Source organism: Streptomyces sp. NPDC044044, from assembly GCF_056434405.1.
The window spans coordinates 672407-687812 of sequence record NZ_JBWKFG010000002.1; the positions used below are offsets into that span (position 1 = coordinate 672407).

At 70.4% G+C, this 15406-nt stretch carries 10 protein-coding genes; 4 read left to right on the forward strand and 6 right to left on the reverse strand.

Annotated elements, in window-relative coordinates:
• Positions 1 to 66: 66 nt before the first annotated feature.
• Positions 67 to 582 carry an FBP domain-containing protein gene (locus AC07AG_RS08925; protein ID WP_478753291.1) on the forward strand — a complete coding sequence of 172 codons (516 nt, stop codon included), beginning with the start codon at positions 67 to 69 and terminating at the stop codon, positions 580 to 582.
• A gap of 3 nt (positions 583 to 585) precedes the next feature.
• Here the strand turns inward: AC07AG_RS08925 and AC07AG_RS08930 are convergent, their stop codons facing one another.
• The 3 genes from AC07AG_RS08930 to AC07AG_RS08940 all read right to left on the reverse strand — a co-directional run bounded on the left by AC07AG_RS08930 (position 586) and on the right by AC07AG_RS08940 (position 2786).
• On the reverse strand, positions 586 to 975 hold the full coding sequence (locus AC07AG_RS08930) for a (2Fe-2S) ferredoxin domain-containing protein (protein ID WP_344520882.1): 390 nt from the start codon (positions 973 to 975) through the stop codon (positions 586 to 588).
• Positions 976 to 1107: 132 nt separating this feature from the next.
• Positions 1108 to 1812, reverse strand: coding sequence for a GNAT family N-acetyltransferase (locus AC07AG_RS08935; protein WP_478753952.1), 705 nt, complete (start codon positions 1810 to 1812; stop codon positions 1108 to 1110).
• A 41-nt stretch (positions 1813 to 1853) separates the two neighbouring features.
• Positions 1854 to 2786 carry an NADP-dependent oxidoreductase gene (locus AC07AG_RS08940; RefSeq protein ID WP_478753293.1) on the reverse strand — a complete coding sequence of 311 codons (933 nt, stop codon included), beginning with the start codon at positions 2784 to 2786 and terminating at the stop codon, positions 1854 to 1856.
• A 339-nt stretch (positions 2787 to 3125) separates the two neighbouring features.
• Between AC07AG_RS08940 and AC07AG_RS08945 the strand changes: the two genes are divergently transcribed.
• Positions 3126 to 5777 (forward strand): beta-glucosidase, encoded by a 2652-nt coding sequence (locus AC07AG_RS08945; RefSeq protein ID WP_478753295.1) that lies wholly within the window; start codon positions 3126 to 3128, stop codon positions 5775 to 5777.
• A 4-nt stretch (positions 5778 to 5781) separates the two neighbouring features.
• Here AC07AG_RS08945 and AC07AG_RS08950 read toward each other — a convergent pair whose 3' ends face one another.
• Entirely contained in the window at positions 5782 to 6459 is a 678-nt protein-coding gene (locus tag AC07AG_RS08950; protein ID WP_478753296.1) for a TetR/AcrR family transcriptional regulator, read from the reverse strand.
• Positions 6460 to 6499: 40 nt separating this feature from the next.
• Positions 6500 to 7684 carry a serine hydrolase domain-containing protein gene (locus AC07AG_RS08955; protein WP_478753298.1) on the reverse strand — a complete coding sequence of 395 codons (1185 nt, stop codon included), beginning with the start codon at positions 7682 to 7684 and terminating at the stop codon, positions 6500 to 6502.
• A 225-nt stretch (positions 7685 to 7909) separates the two neighbouring features.
• Here AC07AG_RS08955 and helR point away from each other — a divergent pair, with 225 nt between their 5' ends.
• Entirely contained in the window at positions 7910 to 10075 is a 2166-nt protein-coding gene (gene helR, locus AC07AG_RS08960) for an RNA polymerase recycling motor ATPase HelR (RefSeq protein ID WP_478753300.1), read from the forward strand.
• 20 nt (positions 10076 to 10095) lie between these two features.
• On the opposite strand, the gene mgtA is transcribed toward helR, so the two are convergent.
• Complete coding sequence (gene mgtA, locus AC07AG_RS08965) at positions 10096 to 12843, reverse strand: magnesium-translocating P-type ATPase (protein ID WP_478753302.1); 2748 nt, start codon at positions 12841 to 12843, stop codon at positions 10096 to 10098.
• A gap of 501 nt (positions 12844 to 13344) precedes the next feature.
• Here mgtA and AC07AG_RS08970 point away from each other — a divergent pair.
• Positions 13345 to 15402: a phosphocholine-specific phospholipase C gene (locus tag AC07AG_RS08970; RefSeq protein ID WP_478753304.1), complete on the forward strand. Its 2058-nt coding sequence runs from the start codon at positions 13345 to 13347 to the stop codon at positions 15400 to 15402.
• Positions 15403 to 15406: the final 4 nt, after the last annotated feature.

Here is a 15406-nt window from a genome sequence, read left to right on the forward strand (position 1 = left end):
CCGCCCGTGTGTCCCCGCCGGAAAAGGGGAGGACGGCTCGGTGGTTGCGTTGATAAATTCCGGATCATGGAACCTATCGGCGAGAAAGAGATTCGCGCGGCCTTCGTCAACTGCTCCAAGGGCGAAGCCCGCAGACTCACTCTCCCTGCGGGCTTCCCGGAGACTCCCTGGTCCGACCTGGACTTCCTCGGGTGGCGTGACCCCAAGGCCCCGGACCGCGGCTACATCGTGACGGAGCGGGACGGCGAGTACGTGGGCATCGCGCTGCGCGCATCGACCGGCGCGCGCAGGAGCCTGCTCAAGTCCAGCATCTGCTCGGTCTGCGTGACCCCGCAGTCCGGCTCGGGCATCACCCTGCTCGTGGCGCCCCTGTCCGGTCCCGCGGGGCGCCAGGGCAACTCGGTCGGCATCTACATCTGCGCGGACCTCGCCTGCTCCCTCTACGTACGAGGCAAGAAGACGACGGCTCTGGCCCGCCGCTTCGAGGAGAGCCTCACGCTGGAGGAGCAGAACGCGCGCACCGTGGCGAACCTGCACGGCTTCGTCGACAAGGTTCTCGAGGGCTCGAAAACGGCGGCCTGAACCTCAGGCCTTCCGGGGATCGACCACCTGCAGCGTGAGCGCTGCCGACGGTGCCGCGATCCCCGGGCCGCCCGCCTCGGCCCACGCGATTATCTCGTCGATCGACTCGTCGTCCATGGCGAAGCCGACCCAGACGGCTCGGCCGCCTCTGCGACGCCCTTCTCGTGAGGGCTGTACGACGATGATGTTCGCCTGCCCGCAGGGCCCGAGGCACTCACTCGTACGCACCGCGAACCGCCCTGCCGACTCCGCGGCGGCGGCCCGCATCCGCGCCAGATGCCAGTCGTGGTCCGTGCCGGGGTGCTTGCGTGCGTCGCCGCAGCAGCAGCCCCGGCACACGACGAGTGTGCAGGGGCGGGCGGCGGCGGATCCGATGGAGATGACGGGGCTCATCCGGTGATCATCTCAGCCCGGTTGTTCGTACCTTCCGGCACGCCCGGTCCGAACCATGAGGGATCAGCCCCGCACGCACTCGCGGTCGGCGACGCTCGCGGCCCCGTCCCCGAAACGCACCCGCACCGTCCCTCAGCCCCCGCCCCCCACCGGCACCCGAGCAGCCAGAAACCTGGTCCTTGACCGCAGCCGGAAGCCCAGCGACTCGTACAAGCGGATGGCCTCGGTGTTCCGAGCCGACGTATGGAGGAACGCCGTCTCCCCGCGGGAGCGGATCCCATCGGCCACCGCCAGGACCAGGCGCGACGCGAGCCCCTGTCCCCGGTGGCCCGGATCAGTGCAGACCGCGCTGATCTCCGTCCACCCCGGCGGCCGCAACCGCTCCCCGGCCATCGCGACGAGCGCACCCCCGCGGCGAATGCCGAGGTACGTGCCGAGCTCGACCGTGCGCGGCAGGAAGGGGCCGGGCCGCGTGCGCTCGACCAGGTCCAGCATCTCCGGTACGTCGTCCGCCCCGAGCCGCACAGCCTCCGGATCGGGCGTGGCAGCCACCCCGTCATCCACCAACTGCACGCCCTCCATGTCGAACGTCACCTCCCACCCCTCCGGCAGCGCCACCCGCACCCCCGGCAGCGGCACTTCCACGCCGGGCCCCGCGAGCGCGGCGAGATCCGCCCAGTCGGCCGCCTCCGGAGCATCGGGCAGCCCGAGCCACGGCGACACGTCCGGCTGATAGCGCGCCACGCGACCCCGCCGCTCGGCGAACCGTGCGTGGGGCCCGTTCAAGGCAGCGTAGGCGGGGTTGTCCAAGGGGTGCGGCCCCTGCTGAAGGGACACCCCACGGCTCGGGGCATCGAGGCCCGTCCCGCTCACCCCACTCACACGCCCACCTCGATCACGACCTTGCCGCGCGCATGCCCGTCCTCCACCGCACGAAGCGCCTCACCGGCCCGCTCCAGCGGATACGTCGCTGTCACCTGAGGGCGCAGCACCCCGTCCTCGGCGAGCCGCGCCACCGCCTCCAGGACCTCGCTGGTCCGCGCCCGCGCGACCGCGGCCCCGCCGAGCTCGGCGACCGTCTCCTTGGCCGCGGCCGTGATCAGTTTTCCCCGGCGTTCCGATTCGGGGAGCAGGGATGCCACCGCCACGAGATCCTCGCCGCCCACCAGATCGAAGACCGCGTCGACGCGGCCCCCCGGCGCGGCCGCCCGCACCCGGTCCGCCAGATCGGCACCCCGCGGCACATGCACCGCACCCAGGGACTCGACGAAGTCCTTCTTGCCCGCGCTCGCCGTGCCCACGACACGGATGCCGAGGTGCCGCGCCAACTGCGCCGCGGCCACGCCCACCCCGCCGCCGACCCCGGTGATCAGCAGCGTCGCCCCGGCGGGCAGATCCAGCTGACGCACCCCGTCGTACGCCGTGGCCACCGCGACCGGCAGGGCGGCGGCCTCCGCGAAGGTCAGCCCCGCCGGCTTGTGCGCGGCAAGAGAGGCGGGGAGGAGGGTGTGCTCGGCGTAGCCGCCGGTGTCCGGGTTGCCGAACACCGCGTCGCCCACCGCGAAGCCTTCGACGTCCGCGCCGACCGCCTCGACCACACCGGCGACCTCACTGCCCAGCACCTCGGGGAACTCGGCGGGCGGCGACCCCGGCCTCCGCTTGCCGGCCCGCAGCTTCCAGTCGACCGGGTTGACCCCGGCCGCCCGCACCGCGACCAGGAGCTGCCCCGGACCGGGCTCCGGTGGGTCCTGGTCGACGAAGGCCTCCACTTCAGGGCCACCGAACCGGGTGAATATGTACGCCTTGGACATGTGCTCCCTCGCTTCGAACCGTGATCCGCATCCGCATCCGCATCCGCATCCGCGTCACTCTGAACGACCGCCATGATCACCCCGCTATTCCCCGTGCGACACAGCGTTCACGAGGTCGCAATGACTCGCACCGACACGGCCGCCCACCCCCGCTCCCCACCCGTCACGACAAAACTGAACGACCCACAAAGTTTTGCTGACGTGAGCCTTGACCTTCACCGTTCAACCAATCAAGACTCAGGCCCCGTAACACCGCACTGGCGCGGATGACGCATTCAGCTCTTGGCGTCGTCGACCCAGTTCGGCATGCCCAGAGCCGCGTTCGGAGGCCATTTCGCCATGCCTGCCACCACACGTCGTGAACTTATGAAGCAACTGGGCGGCACCGCAGCCGCCTTCGCCTTCGTGGCCGCCGCCGGCCCGATCGCCGCAGCCACGCCCGCCGCGGCAGTCACCGGAGTCACCGGAGCCGCCGGAGCCGCCGGAGCCGCCGGAGGGACCGAAGGCGCCGCCTCCCCGGGCGCGGCCGCCGCCACGCGCCGCGTCCGGGGGCTCGTCGCCCGCCTCACCCTCGACGAGAAGATCAGCCTCGTGCACGGCGCCACCGACCCGCGAAGACTCGGACAGGCCGGGTACCTGCCGGGCGTCAAGCGCCTCGGCATACCGGAGCTGCGCCTGAGCGACGGCCCCGCGGGCGTGAACGTCACCCGGTCCGCGACCGGCCTCCCGCCGGTCGCGACGCTCGGCTCCTCCTTCAACCTCGAACTCGCCCGCGAGTACGGCGAGGTCATGGGCCGCGAGGGCCGCACCCTCGGCATGGACGTGCTGCTCGCCCCGCAGATCGAGCTCTCCCGCACCCCCTTCTTCAGCCGCAACAAGGACCAGTCCGGCGAGGACCCCTACCTCAACGGTCTGATCGGCGCCGCCCAGGTCGAGGGCGTCCAGGCGCAGGGCATGCTCGCCCAGGCCAAGCACTTCCTCGCCAACAACCAGCGCCTGCACGAGTTCGACCGCGAGAAGCCGGAGAACTCCTACGACTTCGTGGTCGACGACCGCACCCTGCACGAGCTGTACCTGCCGGCCTTCGAGGCCGTCGTCCGCGCCGGTGTCGCCTCCGTCATGTCGGCGTACAACCACCTCAACGGCGAGTGGAACTCCGAGCGGAGCGCCACCCTCACCGGAATCCTCCGCGGCGAACTCGGCTTCAAGGGCTTCGTCACCTCCGACTGGGGCGCCACCCACTCCACGGCCGCGCTCGAAGCGGGCCAGGACATGCAGATGTGGGACGGCTCCTTCTACGGGGAGCCGCTGAAGAAGGCCATCCAGGACGGCTCCATCCCCGAGGCCGCCCTGGACACCGCGGTCTCCCGCATCCTCGGCCGCTACGACGCCTTCGGCATGCTGGACGGCAGCCGCGTCCCGGCCCGCAAGAGGATCGACGTCAGGGCCGGCGCCCGCGTCGCCCGCGAAGTCGCCACGCAGGGCGCGGTGTTGCTCGCCAACGACGGCGGCCTGCCTCTTTCGCACGCCGCGCTGCGCGACCTCGCGCTCATCGGCCCGACCGCGGGGCAGGTCGCCACGTCGGTCTCGGGCGAGCGGGCGTACGGCTTCGAGGAGCGCCTGGTCAGCCCGCTCGAAGCGCTGCGCCGCAGCACCAAGCGGAAGATCGCGTACGAGGTCGGCGTCGACCTCACGGGCACGGCCGTCCCCGCCTCCGCGTTCCCCAAGGGCCTGACCCGCAAGGGCGGCGGCACGGACAAGAAGACGGACAAGAAGACGGACAAGAACGTCGACTTCGTCGGCGACAAGGCGCTCCCCGTCGGTACGACGGCCGAGTGGACCGGCACCTTCGTGCCGCCCACCACGGGCGAGTACGCGCTCAAGATCCAGGGCTGGGGCGCGGCGGTCTCGCTGAGCCTCGACGGCCTGGAGTTGACGACCGCCGCGGGCGCCCGTGACAGCTTCGCGCGCAAGTGGTCCTCCATCGTCCCGACCACCGACGGCCTCGACAACGGCCAGGCCGAACCCGTCGAGCTCACCGGCGGCAAGTCCTACCAGGTCGTCGTCAAGGCCACCGGCTGGGCCGCGACCATCGCCGAACGCGGTCCGGTCCAGGTGCGGTTCGCCTGGGTGACCCCCGAGCGGCGCGCCGCTTCCGTCGCCGCCGCGGCGAGGCTGGCCCGGCGCGTCCACACCCCGGTCGTCTTCGCCTTCAACGGCTCGGGCGGCTCGGTGGGCGGTGGCGGCGACTTCACCACGCTGACGCTCCCCGCCCACCAGGACGAGCTGATCACGGCGGTGGCCGAGGCCAACCCGCGTACGGTCGTCGTCCTCACCACCGGCTGCCCGGCGACGATGCCCTGGCGCCGCGCTGTCGGCACGATCCTGCACACCGGTTACGTCGGCCAGGAGGGCGGCTGGTCCACCGCCGACCTCCTCACCGGCCGCGCGAACCCGGGCGGCAAGGCCACGGTGACCTGGCCGAAGAAGGACACGGACCACCCCACCCTGGACCCGGCGCACCCCGAGCGCTACTACGGCGTCGACGGAGTGGTCACGTACAGCGAGGGCATCTTCACCGGCTACCGAGGCTTCGACAAGGCGGGCATCGAGCCCCTCTTCCCCTTCGGACACGGCCTGTCCTACACGGAGTTCGGCTACCGCAACCTCTCCGTGCGCCGGGCGGGCGCGGGCTACGAGGTGTCGTTCACGGTGACCAACCGGGGGCGGCGCACGGGCGCGGAGGTCCCGCAGGTGTACGTGGGCGCGCCGCGCGGCGCCGATGTCGAGATGGCCGTGAGGACACTGGCCGCCTTCGAGCGCGTCGAACTGCGCGCGGGGCAGTCGCGCCGGGTCACGGTGCGGGTCGCCGAACGGCAGCTGTCGTACTGGGACACGGACCGCGGTCGCTGGGTGCGCCCCGAAGGGCGGCGCGCGGTGTACGTCGGCTCGTCGTCGCGGGACATCAGGCTGAGGGGAGTGGCGGGGTGACGGCCTAGGGGAGCCGCTCCGCCTCGGCCGGCAATCCCAGGCCCTCCCCGTCCAGGGTGAGGGCCTGGGCGAGCCGGTCCAGGTGGGCGCGGTACAACCCGACGAAGTCCAGGCGCCCTTCGGCGACGCCCCACTGCACCTGGAGCCCGTCGGAGACCGCGAGGATCTCGCGGGCGATGCTCTCCGGGTCGGTGTCCGGCCTCAACTGCCCTGCCTCGACCGAGCGTCGCAGCGCCGAGGCGAGGGAGTGCGCGACGCGCTCGTACCGCTCGGCGAAGTAGCCGTGTGCCGGGTGCGAGGGGTCCGTGGCCTCCGCCGACAGCCTGGTGTGGAGCTGGATGAGCCCCGGCTGGGTGAGGTTGTACGCGGCCAGCGCGAGCACCTCCCTGAACAGCGCGCGCACGTCGTCGCCGCCGGAGTCGGGGCTCAGCCGCCCGAACGTACGGACCGTGCGCTCCTCGCGGGCTTCGAGGACCGCCATCAGGAGGCGCTGCTTCGACCCGAAGTGGTGGGTGATGACCGTGGCGGAGGTGCCCGCCTCCGCGGCGATCTTCGCCAGGGACGAGTTCAGATAGCCCGCCTTGGCGAAGAGCGCGAGAGCGGCGTCGATGATGGCCGCTCTGCGGGGGTCGGCGGCGGCGTACTGCCCTGTCGGGCGGTGACGGGGGGTGTGCTGCTCCATGGGGGCAGATTACGTTCCGCGGATGATGCCCCCGAGCCCCTCACCTCAGGCTTCGGTACAGCGACCCCACCAGATGGACGCTCCGCAGGTCGTCCCCCGAGGTACCGCCGCCCATCCGGTTCATCACGTACGCGTACGAGACCTTGTTCTCCGGATCGGCGAACGCGTAGGACCCGCCCAGACCCCCGTGGCCGAAGGCCCGCGGGTTCGGCCCGGCCTGCCCGTACAGGTTCAGCATGTAGCCGAGCCCCCAGTCCCACTTCTCGCCCCACGCCGTTCCCGCCGCGAGCACCAGGTCCGGCTCGTCGGGCTCCCCCTGTCGCGTCCGGAGCCGCTCAAGAGCCGCGGGGCTCACCAACTCCCCGCCGCCCAGGGCCGCGTACACCGTCGCGAGGCCCCGCGCGGTCGCGTGCCCGTTGGCCGCGGGGATCTCGGCGGATCGATACGCCGCACTGTTCACGTTGCCGACCGGCAGGTACTGCAGGGCGAGCGTGACGGGGGCCATCGGGTGGTCGTCGATCGAGCGCACCGGCGGGGCGGGCGGGGGAGCGGAGCCGAGCGCGCTGCGCGGGCCGTCCGGAGCGAGCGGCTTCGCCATGTTCGCGCACCGGCCGTGCTCGCTCTGCGGCGTGCCCACGAAGACGTCGGCTCCCAGCGGCCCGGTGACCTCGCTCCGCAGGAACGTACCGAGCGAGACGCCCGTGATCCGCCGGACGACCTCGCCGACCAGATAGCCGAAGCTCAGCGCGTGGTAGCCCTGCGCCGAACCGGGCTTCCACCACGGCGGCGTCGCGGCAAGGGCCCCGCAGACCTTCTCCCAGTCGTAGAGATCGTCCGACGTCATGGGCTCGCGCGGCGCGATCACCCCGGAGCGATGGCTCAGGAGCCAGCGCACGGGGATGTCCGCCTTGCCCTCCTGGGCGAACTCGGGCCAGTACCGGGCGACCGGCGCGTCCAGGTCGAGCTCGCCCCGGTCCACGAGCAGGTGCGCGCAGAGCGCGGTCATCCCCTTGGTCGTGGAGTACACGTTCACCAGCGCATCGCGCTCCCACGCGCGCGTGCCTGTCTTGTCGGCGTCACCGCCCCACAGATCGACGACGAACTCGCCGTCCACGGTGGCCGCGACGGACGCGCCGAGGTCGCCGCGTTCGGAGAAGTTCCGCTCGAACTCCTCGCGTACGCCCTCGAATCCGGGAGCACACGTGCCATGGATGCGTGCGGTCATGACTCTCCTCGATCGCTGGAAGCGCCGGCCCGCCACATCCTCGCGCATGGTTGCCCACGGCACCTAGAGTGCGGCGGCAGGAGAGAAAAAAGGAAAGGCAAGGAGGTGTTCCCACTCCTTGCCACTCTTAATTTATAGCGCAGAGGGGGGCTTGCGGCAAGGCCCCGGTCATCCCGCACAATCACAGGCCAAAGCCAGGACCTGCGGAAACGGGAGATTCACCTAGTGCCTGCCTTGCTGTCTGCGTTCGACCTTCCTGCCCATCTCGCCCCCAAGGCCGACCCCACACTGATCGCCAGCGACGAGAAGCACTTCGCTGCCATCGCGCAGAGCCTCGAGCAGACGATCGCCGAAGTCTCCGCCCGCCTCGACGTCCAGCGCAAGGCACCCGGCGGCATCGGCCGCGAGGCGATGGACCGGGACCTGGAGATCCACCGGCTGACCGCTCGCCTGCGCACCCTGAGCCGCTTCGGGCTCGACCTGTGCCTCGGGCACATCGTCGGCGCTGACGACGCCGAGCCCGTGTACATCGGGCGGCTCGGCCTCACCGACAGCGAGGGCCGTCGGCTGCTGCTCGACTGGCGCGCCCCCGCGGCCGAGCCGTTCTTCGCGGCGACGCACGCCGACCCGATGGGTCTGGCGAGCCGCCGCAGGTACCGCTGGACCGACGGCCGGATCAGCGACTACTGGGACGAGGTGTTCACCGCCGACGGTCTGGAAGGCCACGCGGCGCTCGACGACCAGTCCGCCTTCATCGCCAGCCTGGGCAGCAACCGGTCGGCCCGGATGCGGGACGTGCTCTCCACCATCCAGTCCGACCAGGACGCCATCATCCGCGCGGGCTCCCGCGGCGCCCTCGTCGTCGACGGCGGTCCGGGCACGGGCAAGACCGTCGTTGCCCTGCACCGCTCCGCCTATCTCCTCTACTCCGACCCCCGCCTCGGCCACAACAGGGGCGGCGTGCTGTTCGTCGGCCCGCACCGCCCCTACCTGAACTACGTCTCCGACGTCCTGCCCAGCCTCGGCGAGGAGGGCGTGCAGACCTGCATCCTGGAGGATCTCGTCGCCGAGGGAGCCGGGGCGGCGGCCGAGTCCGACCCGGAGGTGGCCCGCCTGAAGTCGTCCGCGGACATGGTGAAGGCGATCGAGAAGGCGGTCAGGTTCTACGAGGAGCCGCCCACCAAGGGGATGACGGTCTCGACCGACTGGGCCGACGTCTGGCTGAGCGCCGACGACTGGGCCGAGGCGTTCGACGCACCGGGAGGCGGCACCCCGCACAACGAGGCGCGCGAGCAGGTCTGGGAGGAGCTCGTCGCGATCCTGCTCGACAAGCTCGACGGCGACGTTCCCGGCGAGCTCTTCGAGCGGTCGCTGCGGCACGACGAGGAGCTGGTCACGACCCTGCACCGCGCGTGGCCGCTGCTCGAAGCGGCGGACCTCGTCGCGGACCTGTGGTCGAACTCCGCCTATCTGCGGATGTGCGCGCCCTGGCTCGACCGGGACGAGGTGCGCACCCTGCTCCGCAAGGAGGCGCCCCAGGCCTGGACGGTGTCCGATCTGCCGCTCCTCGACGCGGCGCGACAGCGGCTCGGCGACCCGGAGGCGGCCCGGCAGAAGCGCAGGCAGGAGGCCGTCCTCGCCGCCCAGCGCGAGCAGATGGCCCAGGTCGTCGACAACCTGATCGACGCCGCGGCCGCGTCCGGCGCCGACGGCGACGACGGCGAGGGTCTGGTGACGATGTTGCGCGGCCAGGACGCCCAGGTCAGCCTGGTCGACGAGTCCGAGCTGCCGCCCGCAACCCCGGACCGGCTCGCGGGACCGTTCGCCCACGTCGTCGTGGACGAGGCCCAGGAGCTGACCGACGCCCAGTGGCAGATGCTGCTCCTTCGCTGCCCCTCCCGGAGCTTCACCATCGTCGGTGACCGGGCGCAGGCCAGGCACGGCTTCACGGAGTCGTGGCAGGAACGCCTTGAGCGGATCGGGCTCGACCGCGTCGGCGTCGAGTCCCTGAGCGTCAACTACCGGACGCCGGAAGAGGTCATGACGGAGGCCGAGCCGGTCATCAGGGCCGCGCTCCCGGACGCCAACGTGCCGACCTCCATCCGCAGCAGCGGTGTCCCCGTCGCGCACGGATCCGTCGCGGACCTGGAATCGGTCCTCGACACGTGGCTCGCCGCCCACGCCGACGGGATCGCCTGTGTGATCGGCGATCCCGCCTTCGGGGAGACGTCCCGCGTCCGGTCACTGACACCGGAGCTCGCGAAGGGGCTCGAGTTCGACCTGGTCGTCCTCATCGACCCCGAGAACTTCGGTGAGGGGATCGAAGGAGCGGTCGACCGCTATGTCGCGATGACCCGGGCGACCCAGCGACTCGTCGTCCTGACGAGCTGACGGCGTCATGCCCGGCAGCGTCAGAGCCAGCTGCCGTAGCGCCGGATGTACCAGCCCTTCACCACCTGGGTGAGCACGCAGTACGCGAGCAGCGTCCCGATCAGCCACGGGAAGTAGCTCATCGGCAGCGGCTCCATCGACAGGGCCGACGCCAGCGGAGAGAACGGCAGCCAGAGGCCGAAGGCCATCACCGCGCCCGTCATCAGGAGCACCGGCAGTGACGCGCGGGACTGGATGAACGGGATCCTGCGCGTGCGGATCATGTGCACGATCAGCGTCTGCGACAGCAGACCCTCCACGAACCAGCCCGTCTGGAAGAGGGTCTGCTGCGCGGGCGAGTTCGCCTGGAAGACGTACCACATCACCAGGAACGTGGTGATGTCGAAGACCGAGCTGATCGGACCGATCCGGATCATGAACCGGCCGATGCCCTTCGCGTCCCAAGTGCGCGGCTTGCGCAGGTACTCCTTGTCCATCCGGTCCCAGGGGATCGACAGCTGGCTGATGTCGTAGCAGAGGTTCTGCACCAGGAGGTGGATGGCGAGCATCGGCTGGAAGGGGAGGAACGCCGATGCCACCAGGACCGAGAAGACGTTCCCGAAGTTCGACGAGGCCGTCATCTTGATGTACTTGATGGTGTTGCCGAAGGTCTGACGGCCCGTCAACACGCCCTGTTCCAGGACCATCAGGTCCTTCTCCAGGAGAATGATGTCGGCGGACTCCTTGGCGATGTCGACGGCCGTGTCGACCGAGACACCCACGTCGGCCTCGCGCAGCGCCGCGGCGTCGTTGATGCCGTCCCCGAGGAATCCGACGGTGTGCCCGTCGGCCTTCAGGGCCCGTACGATCCGTGCCTTCTGGACCGGGTTGACCTTCGCGAACACCGTGGTCGTACGGGCGAGACGGATGAGTTCCGCGTCGTCGACCAGGTCGATCGTGGCGCCCGTGATCAGCTCGCTGACGTCGAGGCCGACGTCGGCGCAGACGCGCGCGGCGACCAGTTCGTTGTCGCCGGTGACGACCTTGACCGCGATGCCGTTCTCGGCGAGCGCGCGCAGGGCGTCCGCGGCGTCCTGCTTCGGCGGGTCGAGGAACGCCAGGAACCCGACGAGGGTCAGGTCCGACTCGTCCGCCGCCGTGTAGGTGTCGCGGTCGGCGGGCACGCTGCGCGTCGCGACCGCAAGGACCCGCAGGCCCTCACGGTTGTGGCGCTCACTGATGTGCGTGACGTGGGCGCGCAGTTGACCGGTGAGTTCGACGCGCTCGCCGCGGTCCATGACGTGGCCGCACCGCTCGATGACCTCCTCCACCGCTCCTTTGGTGACGATCGTGTGCTCGGCGGCAGGACCGGAGAGTTCCTCGCGGCGCAGCACGACGGACATCCGCCGTCGGGCGAAGTCGAAGGGGATCTCGTCGACCATCGTGAAGAGCCGGTCGACGACAACCTCCTCGGCCTCGTCGATGCGGTCGATGACCGCCTGATCCATCAGATTGCGCAGGCCCGTCTGGAAGTGCGCGTTGAGGTAGGCGTATTCGAGCACCTCGCGGTCCTCGTGGCCGTGCGCGTCGAGGTAGCGGTCGAGGACGATGCGGTCCTCGGTGAGCGTGCCTGTCTTGTCGGTGCACAGCACGTCCATCGCGCCCAGGTTCTGGATCGCGTTGAGCTGCTTGACGACGACCTTGTGCTGGGACATCGCGACCGCGCCGCGCGCCAGGTTCGCCGAGACCACCATCGGCAGCATCTCGGGGGTGAGCCCGACCGCCACGGAGATGGAGAACAGCAGTGCCTGGTCCCAGTCGCCCTTGGTGAAGCCGTTGATCGCGAAGACGATCGGGACCATCACCAGCATGAAGCGGATGAGCAGGAAGCTGACCCGCCGCACACCGAGGTCGAAGGCGGTCTGCGGGCGGTCGCCGACCAGTGCGCCCGCCATCGAGCCGAAGTAGGTGTCCGAGCCGGTGGCGACGACCACACCGGTCGCCGTGCCCGAGGTCACCGACGTACCCATCAGGCAGAGGTTGTCGGCCTCGACGGGGTCGGTCGTCGTGCTCTGGCCGAAGTCGGCGGCGGGTGTGTCCGCTTTCGCGGCCGGCAGCGACTCACCCGACAGGGCGGCCTGACTGACCATCAGGTCCTTGGCGGTGAGCAGTCGCAGATCGGCGGGGACCATGTCGCCCGCGGCGAGCTTCACGAGGTCGCCGGGGACGACCTGCTCCATGGGGATCTCTTCGGTGCCGGGGCGCTCGCTCCACCGGCGCTGGACCGCGCAGGAGGTGGTGACCAGGGCCTTCAGCGCCTCGGCCGACCTGGTCGAGCGGAACTCCTGCCAGAACCGCAGCAGTCCGCTGATCAGCACCATCGAGGTGAGGATCCAGACGCCGGGGTCGGCCGGGTCCTGCCAGTACATGACCGCGGCGAGCACGACGAGGACGCCGATGAAGGGGTTGCAGAAGGACTTGGCGAGCTGCGTCGTCCAGTGCGGCGCGCGCTCCTGGGCGACGACGTTCTCGCCGTGCCGCTCCAGGCGCTCGAGGACCTGGTCCTGACGCAGTCCGCGGGTGTCGGTGCCGAGGTCCCGCAGGACGTCACGGGCGGGCTTCGCGCTCAACTCGGCCAGACGCGCGCCGACTTCGCGGGTGCGGGCGTCCAGCTCGGCGGCCTTGCGCTCGCGGCGGCCGTCGGGGACGCGGGGGGTGGTGGGGGTGGGGTTGTCTCCGGGGTTCTCGCCCGGCGTCGCCGGGCGTACCTGGGGAATCAGCTTGTTCATGGCAGACCTCCCTCCGTGCGGGGGCATGGCGAAGCAGGCCCGTGCACAGGGACGTAGATGTGATGGGTTGCCGCCGGCGGGCATGGCGCATTGCCGCGCAGGCCTACTGCGCGTGGAATGCCGCATTACTGCGCGTGCGTGACCGCATGGCGGAGAAGGGGCGAGGCGAATGACGCCTCAGCCGGAGAAGCGGAATCGCTTCAGTGAGACGTGACGCTGACGCAAGGACTTCCTTCGGGACTCATCCCGAACACCTCCTTGCGATCGCGGGACACGGAAGAACGCACCATCGAGCGGTGCAGGGCCAAGTCAGGCATGTCGGTTCGTATATGTCAAATACGGGACTTAGGGCCTCATGAAGTCGGGACTTGTGTCCCGACCACCAAGGGTTGGACTTCTCTTCACATCCAGGTCACGGCCCCTTCCCTGATCCTTGCTCCCCTTGAAACACTTCACCCGCTCACGTCCCCCACACCCCACAACACGAGGTCGAATCCACTCATGCCAGAACTCAATCGGCGCCGGTTCATGCAACTCGCCGGCGGCACCGCAGCCTTCGCGACGCTCTCGCAGAGCATCGCCCGCGCCGCCGCCCTGCCCGCCCAGCGCCGCTCAGGCTCCATCGAGGATGTCGAGCACGTCGTCGTCCTGATGCAGGAGAACCGTTCCTTCGACCACTATTTCGGCACGATGAAGGGCGTACGCGGCTTCGGCGACCCGCGCCCCGTGACCCTGCCCAGCGGTAAACCCGTCTGGAACCAGTCGGGCGGCGGTAAAGAGGTGCTGCCCTTCCACCCGGACGCCGAGGACCTCGGCATGCAGTTCATCGCGGGTCTCGACCACGACTGGGCGGGCGGCCACAGCGCCTTCGCCGGCGGCAAGTACGACAACTGGATCGCCGCCAAGTCCGAGCGGACGATGGCGTACCTGACGCGCGACGACATTCCGTTCCACTACGCCCTCGCCGACGCGTTCACCGTCTGCGACGACTACCACTGTTCGTTCATGGGGGCCACCGACCCCAACCGCTACTACATGCTCACGGGCCACGTCGGCAACGACGGCAAGGGCGGCGGCCCGGTCCTCGGCAACCAGGAGGCGGGTTACGACTGGACGACGTACGCCGAGCGCCTGGAGCAGGCCGGGGTCTCCTGGAAGGTCTACCAGGACATCGGCGACGGCCTCGACGCCGCCGGACACTGGGGCTGGATCGACGACGCCTACCGCGGGAACTACGGCGACAACTCGCTGCTCTACTTCAACAAGTACCGCAACGCCAAGCCGGGCGACCCCCTCTACGACAAGGCGCGCACCGGCACCAACGCGAAGGCGGGCGACGGCTACTTCGACCTCCTCAAGGCCGACGTGAAGGCCGACAAGCTCCCGCAGGTCTCCTACATCGCCGCGCCCGAGGCCTTCTGCGAGCACCCCAACTGGCCCGTGAACTACGGCGCCTGGTACATCGCGCAGGTCCTCGACGCGCTCACCTCCAACCCCGACGTGTGGGCCAAGACGGCGCTGTTCATCACCTACGACGAGAACGACGGCTACTTCGACCACGTCGTCCCGCCGTACACCCCCAAGGATGCGAACCAGGGCAAGTCGACCGTCGACACGACGCTCGACTACTTCCCCGGCAACGCGCAGTACGCCGCCGGGCACTACGGCCTCGGCCAGCGCGTCCCGATGGTCGTCGTCTCGCCGTGGAGCACGGGCGGCTACGTGAACTCCGAGGTCTTCGACCACACGTCGATCATCCGGTTCATGGAGACGCGCTTCGGCGTCAAGGAGCCGAACATCTCGCCGTGGCGGCGCGCCATCTGCGGTGACCTCACCTCCGCCTTCGACTTCGGCGGCAAGGACACCGACCCCGCGAAGCTGCCCGACACCGGCGCCTACGAGCCGCCGGACAACGAGCGCCACCCCGACTACGTGCCCAAGGCGCCCGCGAAGGCGAACCTGCCCAAGCAGGAGTCCGGCTCCCGGCCCGCGCGCCCGCTGCCGTACGCCCCGCTGGTGGACGGCGCGGCAGCGCCCGCCGACGGCAAGTTCACGCTCACCTTCAGCGGCGGCGACGCGGCGGGTGTCTGCTTCCACGTCCGCTCCGGCAACCGCACGGACGGCCCCTGGACGTACACCACGGAGGCCGGCAAGAAGATCTCCGACACCTGGAACTCGGCGTACTCGAAGGACGCGTACGACCTGTCGGTGTTCGGCCCGAACGGCTTCCTGCGCGTCTTCAAGGGACCCGGCAAGACCGCGGGCCCCGAGGTCACCGCCCGCCACGACAAGGCCACCGGGAACCTCAGGCTCACCCTGAAGAACGCGGGCGGCGCCGACGTGAACCTCAGCGTCTCCAACGCCTACGGCGGCGCGGCCCAGACGTTCAAGGTGAAGGCGGGCGGCACCGTCGAGCACACCGTCGACCTGCGGTCGAGCAAGCGCTGGTACGACGTGACGGTGAAGTCCGACGCGGACGGCACCTTCCTGCGGCGCCTGGCCGGGCACGTGGAGAACGGCCGGGCCGGGGTCAGCGACCCCGCGATCGTCTCCGCCTGACCCA